This is a genomic window from Shewanella sp. 6_MG-2023, assembly GCF_030547195.1.
Taxonomy (GTDB): Bacteria; Pseudomonadota; Gammaproteobacteria; order Enterobacterales; family Shewanellaceae; genus Shewanella.
Window position 1 is genome coordinate 71,787 of the sequence record NZ_JAUOQU010000024.1, and the last position, 10,961, is coordinate 82,747.

A 10,961-nucleotide genomic window follows, 5' to 3' on the forward strand; every position below is an offset into this window, starting at 1 on the left:
TTGAAGTGCTTAAGTCAACATAGCGTTTATAACAGCTAATTCACTTAAGCAGATTGTCACTAAGTCGTTAACTCTTGTTCTAGTTGCTTGGCAATCGCTTCAGGCGACCTACTGTTTCGGGCAAAGATACTGTAAGCCACCGGGATCACTAACAAGGTGAAGAAGGTTGCTAACAAAATACCTGATAACACTACCACGCCAATCACAAAACGTGTTTCAGAGCCCGCACCACTTGATAGCACCAATGGAATAGCACCAGCTGCAGTGGTAATACCGGTCATGAGGATCGGTCTTAAACGTTGGGATGAGGCTTGAATGACTGCTTGTTCAAACTCAATGCCTTTGTCACGCAATTGGTTGGTAAATTCAACAATCAAAATACCATTTTTAGCCGCTAGCCCCACCAGCATAATAATACCAATTTGACTGTAAATATTGATACTTTGTCCGGTAAACCATAGGCCAATTAATGCGCCTAGCGTAGCCAGAGGTACTGTAAGCATAATCACCATAGGATGCACATAACTTTCAAATTGCGCCGCCAATACTAAGAACACAATACCTAACGCTAGGATAAACACAAAGTACATGGAGTTGCCTGAACTTTGATAATCCAGCGATTGCCCTTTATAACTAATCACCGCTTCAGCAGGCAAATAGGTATAGGATAAATCATTAAGATAATCTAACGCTTCACCTAGACTATAGCCATCAGCCAAGTTTGCTTCGATAGTGATCGCCCGCATGCGGTTATAGCGATTTAAAGAGCTGGCATCAGCATACTCTTCTACAGTGACAATATTCGATAGTGGCACTAACTCGCCGGTTCGATCAGATCTCACGTAGATATTTTCTAAATCCGTAGCAGTATTTTGATTTTCACGATTACCTTCAATGATCACATCATATTCTTCCCCTTCTCGCATGAAGGTCGTCACTAAACGTGAGCCCAGCATCGATTCTAAGGTTCTGCCCACATGTGATATTGACACCCCTAAATCAGCAGCCCTGTCTTTATCAATTGACACTCTAAGTTGAGGTTTGGTTTCTTTATAATCATGATCAAGCCCGGTTAACATCGGATTTTCTTTAGCTTTTTCCATGATGATGTCTCGCCATAAAGCTAACTCTTCATAACTTGGACCACCTAATACAAACTGCACAGGCTTACCGACACCACGGCCAAAGGCTTGACGCATAATGGGAAATGCCCTGACCCCTGCTAAGTCCGAAATTCGAGCACGAATATCAGTAATAATTTCACTGGCAGGACGTCGCTCGGCCCAATCTTCTAAAACGATAATCGCCATGCCGTTTGAAAAGTTTGCTGAGCGACCAAAACCACGAGGAGCGCGGATCAATAAGCGTTTCACATCACCCGATTCAACTAATGGCATTAAACGGCCTTCAATTTCATCCATGTACTTTTCAATGTACTCAAAGCTTGCTCCTTCAGGGCCATTAACCACCAAAAACATTGAGCCTCTATCTTCGCGAGGGGCAAATTCCTGAGGTACTTGTTTAAGCAAGTAGCCACTTAACGCAAAAGCCACCACGACAATTACGCCGATAAGATAGGGCTTTTTAATCGCACTCACCAAATGCGATTGATAAATAGCAGATAACTTATCCATCACGTCATCGACTTTACGTACTAACCAAGTGTTTTCACCGGCGGGTTTAAGCAACTTAGAGCACATCATTGGGCTTAGGGTTAATGCGACTAAGCTTGAGAAAATCACTGCGGCGCTCATGGTAACTGCAAACTCTTTAAACAGCTTACCTAAATCACCTTCTAAAAACGTGATCGGCATAAACACGGCAATTAATACCAATGTTGTCGCAACTACCGCAAAAGCAACTTCACGGCCACCTAAATAGGCCGCTTTAAGCGGTGAGTCACCTTGCTCAATACGGCGATGAATATTTTCTAACATCACAATGGCATCATCAACCACCATACCAATGGCAAGGATCATCGCCAGCAAAGTCAGTAAGTTAATGGTATAACCTAATGAATATAAAACAATAAAAGTCCCCATTAACGACACTGGAACAGTCAACGCTGGAATTAACATCGCGCGCACACTGCCTAGGAACAGATAAATCACCACTATCACTAATAGCATCGCGATAAATAAGGTTTGGTACACCTCTTTAATTGACGCTTCAATGAATACTGAGCTGTCGTATGAGCGCTTAATCTCCATTCCTGCTGGTAATGTCGGATTAATAACATCGACTAACGCATTGGCAGCACGGGCGACTTCTAAGGTGTTTGAGGTTGATTGTTTAGATACCCCTAAGCCAATCATTGATTCAGTATTACCGCGGAACATTATCCGCTCTTCTTCTGAGCCAATTTGCACTTTAGCCACATCACCAAGCTTCACTAAATAGCCATCATCACCTTGGGTAATAACAAGGCTGGCAAAGTCTTCAGCGGTTCTAAAGCTTCTATCAACCCTGACAGTAAAATGGCGCTCTTTTGACTCAATAGAACCCGCCGGAAGCTCAACGTTTTCTGAGCGCAGCGCAGATTCCACATCCGCTACGGTCAGTTTACGCGCAGCTAAAGCTTGTCTGTCTATCCACACTCGCATGGCATAAACTTTACCGCCACCTAAACGGATGTTGGCAACACCGTCGACAACTGAAAATCGATCGACTAAATAGCGTCGGGCATAGTCTGTTAGCTGTAATGTGTTCATTTGATCAGACACTAAGTTAAGCCACATGATCACTTCATCACCACCATTGGACTTTTCTACTTCTGGTGGGTCTGCCTCTTCTGGTAAGTTATCCAGTAACCCTGAAATTCTATCTCGAACATCATTGGTCGCCGCTTCAATATCACGGTTGATATTAAACTCTAAGGTAATAGAAGAGCGTCCATCACGGCTACTTGAGGTAATTTGTTTGATCCCTTCAACGCCGCTAATTCTGTCTTCAATTAATTGGGTAATGCGACTTTCAACCACTGAAGCACTCGCGCCGCGATAATTGGTATCAATCGATACTACCGGTGGATCAATGTTGGGGTATTCTCTAAGAGGTAACTTATCAAATGACACCATGCCAAGAATAATAATTAAAATACTAATAACAGAAGCAAATACCGGCCTCTTTACGGAAATGTCAGTGAGGATCATGCCGCATTCTCCACATCAGCGACATTGGCAAAGTTAAACGCTTCTGCAGCCTGAGTGGTGACTTCATCTCCCGGTCTTACTTTTAATAACCCGCGGATAATGACCGATTGACCAATTCCGACACCATCAAGAATTTCAACCCAACCTCGATTACGAATGCCTATTGTGACTTCTTTTCGCTCGACAATATTCTCTTCGTTAACTGTGTATACATAGTGTTTTGATTGAATAGGAATGATGGCAGACTCTGGTAATAATAAGGTTTCACGATTTTGTTTAATCAGTTTAACTTTCATCAACATGCCGGGTAATAACGCTGCATCGTCATTGGCAATAATAGCGCGAACTACCACAGCACGTGTTGTTGGGTTTACCCTTGTATCAATAGATGTGACCACACCTTTAAATATACGATCTGGATAGGCAATCGCTTTCGCTTCAACGGTTTTACCTAATTTAAGTTGTTGGATAAAACGCTCTGGCACTGAGAAATCAAGTTTAATTTTACTAACATCATCTAAGGTCGATATTTGGGTACCTGGAGACACTAAACTGCCGACACTGACAAGCTTTAGTCCCAAGCGACCACTAAATGGTGCATGAATGGCGCGATCACCCAAAGCAGCTTTAGCTTGCTCAAGCTCAGCGCGGGTCGTATCGATTAAGGTTTGTAATCTATCTCGCTCAAGTTCTGCTACCGTTTTACTGGTAACCAAACTACGAATTCTGTCGAGTTCACGTAAATTATCGCTGACTTTAAACTCAGCGGCTTTAACTTTGGCTAGCTGCTCGCGGTTACGTAATTGAACCAGCAAATCGCCTTTTTTAACCACATCACCATCGTTAAATTTAATGTCTGCGATTTTCTCAGTGATTTTTGGTGTAATAGTAATAGACTCAAACGCTTTGTTGGTTCCTATTGCCTCAACCTCATCTCTTACTGGCAACATCGCCACTTTAGCAACAACAACGTTTGGGATAGGTTTAGCACGCACCTTGGCCTCTTCAGTAGGCTTCATAGATTGGTATGTAAACCAGCCTATCAGTAACGCAACGAGGAGAATTATTATTTTTTTCATCGGGATTCCATTCATCAAACTCAAAAACGATATGTTATGGGATTTAGCCAACCGCTAGTGTACTCAGCATCATACTGGTATCAAGGTGTTTTACCATTTCTTACAATTAACACACTTAGGAAACATTTGCGGAATATACGGGGTCGGGGTTAACTAAGATCAATCTTAGCTTTTTAATTGGTAAACAATCGATATAGAAGGTTAAATGACTATTTTTACTGTTTTTAAAGCATAAAAAAAGAGACAGTAAATACTGTCTCTTTTTTTTGATAGCCTAAAATACGAACAATTAGGTAATGTTAATTTAACGCATTATCGTACTTTACGATCTTCTTTCATTGCTTCGCTGACTACGCGATAGATTTCAGTAATCGTTTCATTTTCTAATGGCTCACCTGCGGCATCTTTAATAAAGATTTCAGTTTGATCTTTATCATCAGTTTCAACAAGCTCAATTCGATAGTTACCTTTTTCAAGTGATAACTTATCTTCGCCCCATAATGAACTCCAGAACCCGCCAGTTTCTTCCAAGACAATATAATACAAACCTTTGGCGCTGTTCATATCAACAATATCGAAACCTAGCTCAGGCAATACAATACGTAATCGATCCCAGGTTTTATTGAAATCAACTTCTGAAATGTAATAAGCGCCAGTGGTTTCTGTTTCAGCCACTAGATCAACGTTAATACCTTTACTTTGTTGAATACGGTCAGCTTTAATTTGCTTGTCACGTTTTAAGCTGATGTAAGCAATAGTGTTATTGAGCATATCAACGGTGTAACGGCGTTTATCTTCTGCCGTTAATAGCACTTGCTGATCATCACCATTGTAGCTTTCTTCATGCTCAATGAGATCAATACCCATGCTGCCTGAGCGACCATGAGGACTCACATCGACCTCATAACGGTAACGTTGACGCAGTAAATACACTTTGTCTTCACCGAACCAGCTTGTTTCTATGACGTCTTGCGTGTCTATCCAACCTGTTTCGATAAAACCTTCGTCATAATTTTCGTTTTCGATAGGTACTTCATGTTTTGCTAAGAAACCATGTAAATTATCAAAAACTTCTTGTTTTAGATCTTTTGTGGTCGTAATTGATTCGACAATAATTTTAATATTGTCACTGCCTTCTTCAATACGCGTACCTTCAGACATAGGCAAGACCAGTAAAGGAGGACGAATATCCAGACGTTTTCCAACTAAGTCTTTATCAACTTTGTTACCCACTTTAGGAATGTCGTATTCACGGCCATAAGTTGGCTCAGTCAAGCCTTCTGGAATAACTAATAGTGGGACTTCTTTGGCGTTAACATATTCATCATTGCCATTGGCAACGCGACGATCTGTCGGTGAACTACAAGCAGAAACTGCTGCTATAAGTAAAATTGGAGTGACTTGCTTCAACATTTATTGTGTTACCTCTATCTGGGCTTGTTTCATCGCTTCTAACAACTGACCATGAAACTGCTCAGAAAGTTCAGTTAAAGGTAAACGAATATGTCCTTGGCTAATTAAACCTATTTGATGCGCAGCCCATTTAACAGGGATTGGGTTAGCTTCGCAGAATAAATGCTCATATAAACCTTTCAGTGGTAGGTTCAGTTTTTCGGATAAAGCATGGTCACCTGCTAATGCTGCATCACACAGTTGTTTAAATGCTTTTGGAACAATATTATTAGCAACCGAAATAACACCATCACCGCCAAGTAATAAAAAGTCTCTCGCAGTGGCATCATCGCCGCTATAAAGTTTGAAATCCTGACCGCAAAGCTCGCGTAATCGAGCAACACGGGTTAAATCGCCAGTGGCTTCTTTAACACCGATAATATTTTCCACCGCTACTAATTCAGCCACGGTTTCAGGCAACATATCCACTGAAGTACGTCCAGGGACGTTATAAAGAATTTGAGGGATATCAGTACTTGCTGCAACAGCTTTATAATGTGCAATTAAGCCCTTAGGTGAAGGCTTATTGTAATAAGGCGTGACCCCAAGCATGGCAACAATGCCAGAATCAGCCATTGATTGGGTAAGTTCTATCGCTTCGGCAGTGGCGTTAGCGCCATTACCACCAATGACGGGTATACGACCTGCGGCAAATTTAACAGTTTGCGACACAACTTGTGCATGTTCTTTAATGGGTAAAGTAGCAGACTCACCTGTTGTACCGACTGCAACGATCGCATCAGTCCCCTGCTCTATATGAAACTCTACCAGTCTTTCAAGACTTTTATAATCTACTGTGCCATCACTATTCATAGGAGTGATTAAGGCAACGATGCTTCCGTTTATCATCTAAATTCCCCAAGGTTTCAGGATTCGCTATGTTACTGATGCCTACAACTAATGACAAGCATTAACGGGGGCTCTCAAATGCATTTTTACTAAAGCACAAATTTACATCGTCAGATGATTGTTTAATGGCTAAGCATATTTTTTATATCATGACGTTAGGTACTTTATTTCATTGAAATCAATCTTACACCTAAGTTGTTATGCCAAGAAGTAAATTTTTAATATGAATTAACTTTCATAGTGACATACTTATGTGGTTTTACATTAGTTATGGTAGCATTAGTGCCCGCAAAAAAACTTTGCGTTAGCTCGCTAGTTTACGCTCCATGATATCGAAAAAGTGAGGAAAATCCATGACCAACTATCTGGTCGTTACTGCTATGGGTGCTGATCGCCCTGGTTTAGTAAGTCGTCTAGCCCGTTTAGCAAGTGAATGTGACTGTGACATCGTCGATAGCCGTATGGCACTTTTTGGTAATGAATTTACCTTAATTATGATGATTTCAGGCTCTTGGGCAGCAATAACAAAGATAGAAACCCAGTTACCCAGCTTAAGTGTACAGCTTGAATTACTCATGGTAATGAAACGTACTTCCAAGCATACACCACAAAATTACGTGTCGCGTATCGAGGTCAATGTTAACGGTCAAGATCAACGTGGCACCATGAAGCGAATAACCGAATTCTTAGCGGATCGTTCCCTTGATCTTGCTGCGGTGCGCTCTCACGCTGACGACGATAATTTAACGCAGCATATTTTATTTACTATCAATGTGCCGGAAAAAATTGATCTTATAAAGCTTGAAAAAAGTATTCATGAACTGGCAAAAGAACTATCACTTGAGTGCTCTATCAATCATATGCAAAACAGTGACAAATAGAATATAAAATAAGGACATAAAATGAATACCTTAACCCTTGGTGATTTAGCACCACAATTTACCCTACAAAATCAATTTGACCAATCAGTCTCTCTCACTGAAGCTTTAAAAACCGGCCCTGTGTTAGTTTATTTTTACCCTAAAGCATCAACACCTGGTTGCACAGTGCAAGCTCATGGCTTGCGTGATAGCAAAGACCAGTTAGCAAATCATAATGTCACAGTATTGGGTTTAAGCCCTGACCCAGTTGCTAAACTGCTTAAGTTCAATGACAAGCAAGAGTTAAACTTTGCCTTACTCAGTGATGAAGATCATGCCGTTGCTGATGCCTTTGGCGTGTGGGGCGAGAAGCAATTCATGGGCAAAATCTATGACGGTATCCATAGATTGAGCTTCCTCATTGGTCAAGATGGCAAAATAGTACATGTGTTCGATAAATTTAAAACCAAAAACCACCATGAAGTGGTGTTATCGGTGTTAGAAACGCTTTAACTTAAGCCTTAAGTAAAAATTCCATAAAAAAAGCTTCGTTAATACGAAGCTTTTTTATTGCTGATTTTTAGTCAAATTCAAATTCAAGCTGATGTATTGCCGAAAGTTTCACCAGAGTCATCTTGCTCATTAGCGTCTTCATTTTCTGTTACTTCAGCTAAATTACGTTGGATTATATCTTGCTCTTGCGCCTCTTTCGGCAATAGGCTAATTAACTCGATACCGACTGGTAATTCATTAATTTCAGTACCTGAAATAATTTTTACTTTCTGATCTTTAGTCAGGTAAATTAACGGCATCGCCGTTTCACCATAACGCTGTTTAAAGTGTTCAAATGTAAAATTATCCGTAATATTAGTGACTTTAATAACAGCACCTTTCGCCATGTAACTGGCTATTTTGGCATAAGAAATTGACTCACCAAATAAACACAAACGCTTTAAATAAGACTCTGACAATTGATGTCTGGCACTTCCCCCTTCGGCATTATTTAAGCCATACACTTTATTGGTACCGAATAAGTCTTGAAAATGAAAACTCACTAAAGGGTTTAATTGACGATAGGGAGATAACACTAGCACTCGACCTATACCACTTAAATCCATAAAGTTTTCGGCGTGTTCAGAGGCCGGATTACCAAAATAAACCGGGATATTCGCCATTCTCGCTTGACGAATGTTGTCCCAGTTATTATCGGCTAATACCACTTTCACTTGCTTAGCCGTTAACACCTTAGCTAACTCACGTGAAAACTTAGAGGCACCAAATAACAGTAAGCCTTGTGATGAATCGGCCTTTACACCTAAAAACTTAGCCCATGGGCCTGCCGTTAAGCTTTGTATTACAACAGTGCCAATAATAATTAAAAACACTAATGGCACTATCGAGCTGGCACCATTAACCCCAATAGCTTCAAGCTTAATGGCAAATAACGAAGAAATTGCCGCTGCAACTATCCCTCTTGGTGCGACCCAACTTAAAAACCATTTATCAGCTCTAGATAAACTAGTACCAATACCAGAAATCCAGATACTCAGAGGCCTTGCAACCAACAACACGACCACTAAGACACCGACACCTCCCCAACCTAAATCAAGCATCGCGGTCGAGTTAAGTCTTGCTGCTAATAAAATAAACAAGGCGGAGATCAGTAATACGGTAAGAGTCTCTTTAAACTCTAAAATATCCGCAATATCAACCCCACGCATATTCGCTAACCAAATGCCCATCACAGTCACGGTTAACAGCCCAGACTCTTCTTGGATCAAATTAGAACCAACAAAGACGCCCAGCATAATAGTTAATACCGCAGTATTTTTAAGATAATGAGGAAACACATTACTACGAAGTGCAATGCCAATGAGATAGCCAGCAAGCGCCCCAAGTCCAAAACCTAACAGTAATGTCATGCCTAAAGCGAATAATATATGGGTGGTGGGATCTGCAGCGGTCGCCACAGCAATATATTCATAAACTAATACTGCTAAAATTGCCCCGATAGGGTCTATGACTATTCCTTCCCAGCGTAAGATGCTGGCAAGGTTTGATTTTGGCCTTACTGTGCGCAGCATAGGCACTATTACTGTTGGACCTGTCACTACCACTAATGCACCAAAAAGTAGCGCCATGGGCCATTCAAAGCCTAATAGCCAATGAGCGGCTGGGGCGATACAAGCCCAAGTTATAAAGGCACCAAAGGTCACTAAGTTTGTCACCATGCGGCCGTGATCTTTGATTTCTTTAAAATTGAGGGTTAACGCGCCTTCAAAAAGAATAACCGCGACCCCCAATGAAATAATGGGAAACAGCAAATCGCCAAAGATAGCATCAGGGTCTAAAATGCCAAGCCCCGGACCAAGTAACAAACCGCATAATAATAACGGTAATATTGCAGGAAGACGAAACTTCCAACCTAACCATTGACACAATAAAGACAGCACGCCAATCAGCGCGAGCATGCCAGTTATGTGTTCTACCATGGACAATTCCTTTTTTATATTTTCTGCGATATAGCTCGCGAGTTTGTATCTTTAATAAAATACTAAATTACACATCAGAGCAAGGCTTAATTAAAACATCTACCGTAATTTTTTAACTTAACATCAACCTTTTAACCTGCTGATTGGAAGTATCTAAAGCTTAATAATTTTCACGTTAAAGCCGCAGAACAATAGACTCAGCTTAAGATAAATACATTCAATGTCATAAATTACAGGCACAAAAAAGCCCTTGTCTTATGACAAGGGCTAATCTGTTCGGCGCAGCGGACGGGACTCGAACCTGCGCCCCCGGCGTGACAGGCTCAGCTTACTAATACAAAGTAACCAACTGCTGCTTTTATTCAAGCAATTCATTTAACCAATTGAAGTAACTAATTCAAGTAACTAATTCAAGTAACTAATTCAAGTAATTAATCCAATTAACTAATTCATTAAAATAAGCCCAACAGCATAAATTACAGGCACAAAAAAGCCCTTGTCTTATGACAAGGGCTAATCTGTTTGGCGCAGCGGACGAGACTCGAACCCGCGCCCCGGCGTGGCAGCCTCAGCTTACTAATACAAAGTAACCAACTGCTGCTTTTATTCAAGCAATTCATTTAGCCAATTCAAGTAACTAATTCAAGTAATTAATCCAATTAACTCATTCATTAAAATAAGCCCAACAGCATAAATTACAGGCACAAAAAAGCCCTTGTCTTATGACAAGGGCTAATCTGTTTGGCGCAGCGGACGAGACTCGAACCTGCGCCCCCGGCGTGACAGCCTCAGCTTACTAATACAAAGTAACCAACTGCTGCTTTTATTCAAGCAATTCATTTAGCCAATTCAAGTAACTAATTCAAGTAACTAATTCAAGTAACTAATTCAAGTAACTAATTCAAGTAATTAATCCAATTAACTCATTCATTAAAATAAGCCCAACAGCATAAATTAAAGGCACAAAAAAGCCCTTGTCTAATGACAAGGGCTAATCTGTTTGGCGGAGCGGACGGGACTCGAACCCGCGACCCCCGGCGTGACAGGCCGGTATTCTAACCAACTGAACTACCGCTC

The 10,961-nt window shown here is 40.9% G+C and carries 7 protein-coding genes; 2 read left to right on the forward strand and 5 right to left on the reverse strand.

Features of this window, described 5'->3' with window-relative positions; all coding sequences use genetic code 11:
* Nucleotides 1-59: 59 nt before the first annotated feature.
* The 4 genes from Q4533_RS14380 to dapA form a co-directional block, all read right to left on the reverse strand.
* Nucleotides 60-3,152: an efflux RND transporter permease subunit gene (locus tag Q4533_RS14380; protein ID WP_303503001.1), complete on the reverse strand. Its 3,093-nt coding sequence runs from the start codon at nucleotides 3,150-3,152 to the stop codon at nucleotides 60-62.
* A complete protein-coding gene (locus Q4533_RS14385) occupies nucleotides 3,149-4,231 on the reverse strand; it encodes an efflux RND transporter periplasmic adaptor subunit (RefSeq protein WP_102475507.1) in 1,083 nt (360 codons plus the stop codon). The genes Q4533_RS14380 and Q4533_RS14385 overlap by 4 nt, the downstream gene beginning before the upstream one ends.
* Nucleotides 4,232-4,543: 312 nt before the next feature.
* Nucleotides 4,544-5,644 carry an outer membrane protein assembly factor BamC gene (gene bamC / locus Q4533_RS14390; RefSeq protein WP_102437164.1) on the reverse strand — a complete coding sequence of 367 codons (1,101 nt, stop codon included), beginning with the start codon at nucleotides 5,642-5,644 and terminating at the stop codon, nucleotides 4,544-4,546.
* The gene (gene dapA / locus Q4533_RS14395) at nucleotides 5,645-6,532 is read right to left on the reverse strand and encodes a 4-hydroxy-tetrahydrodipicolinate synthase (protein WP_102475506.1); all 888 of its coding nucleotides are present in this window, start codon (nucleotides 6,530-6,532) and stop codon (nucleotides 5,645-5,647) included.
* 353 nt (nucleotides 6,533-6,885) lie between these two features.
* Between dapA and Q4533_RS14400 the strand changes: the two genes are divergently transcribed.
* On the forward strand, nucleotides 6,886-7,413 hold the full coding sequence (locus Q4533_RS14400; protein ID WP_102437160.1) for a glycine cleavage system protein R: 528 nt from the start codon (nucleotides 6,886-6,888) through the stop codon (nucleotides 7,411-7,413).
* Between the two features lie 21 nt (nucleotides 7,414-7,434).
* The gene (gene bcp / locus Q4533_RS14405) at nucleotides 7,435-7,905 is read left to right on the forward strand and encodes a thioredoxin-dependent thiol peroxidase (protein ID WP_303503003.1); all 471 of its coding nucleotides are present in this window, start codon (nucleotides 7,435-7,437) and stop codon (nucleotides 7,903-7,905) included.
* Nucleotides 7,906-7,988: 83 nt separating this feature from the next.
* On the opposite strand, the gene Q4533_RS14410 is transcribed toward bcp, so the two are convergent.
* Nucleotides 7,989-9,884 (reverse strand): sodium:proton antiporter, encoded by a 1,896-nt coding sequence (locus Q4533_RS14410; RefSeq protein WP_303503005.1) that lies wholly within the window; start codon nucleotides 9,882-9,884, stop codon nucleotides 7,989-7,991.
* Between the last annotated feature and the right edge of the window lie 1,077 nt (nucleotides 9,885-10,961).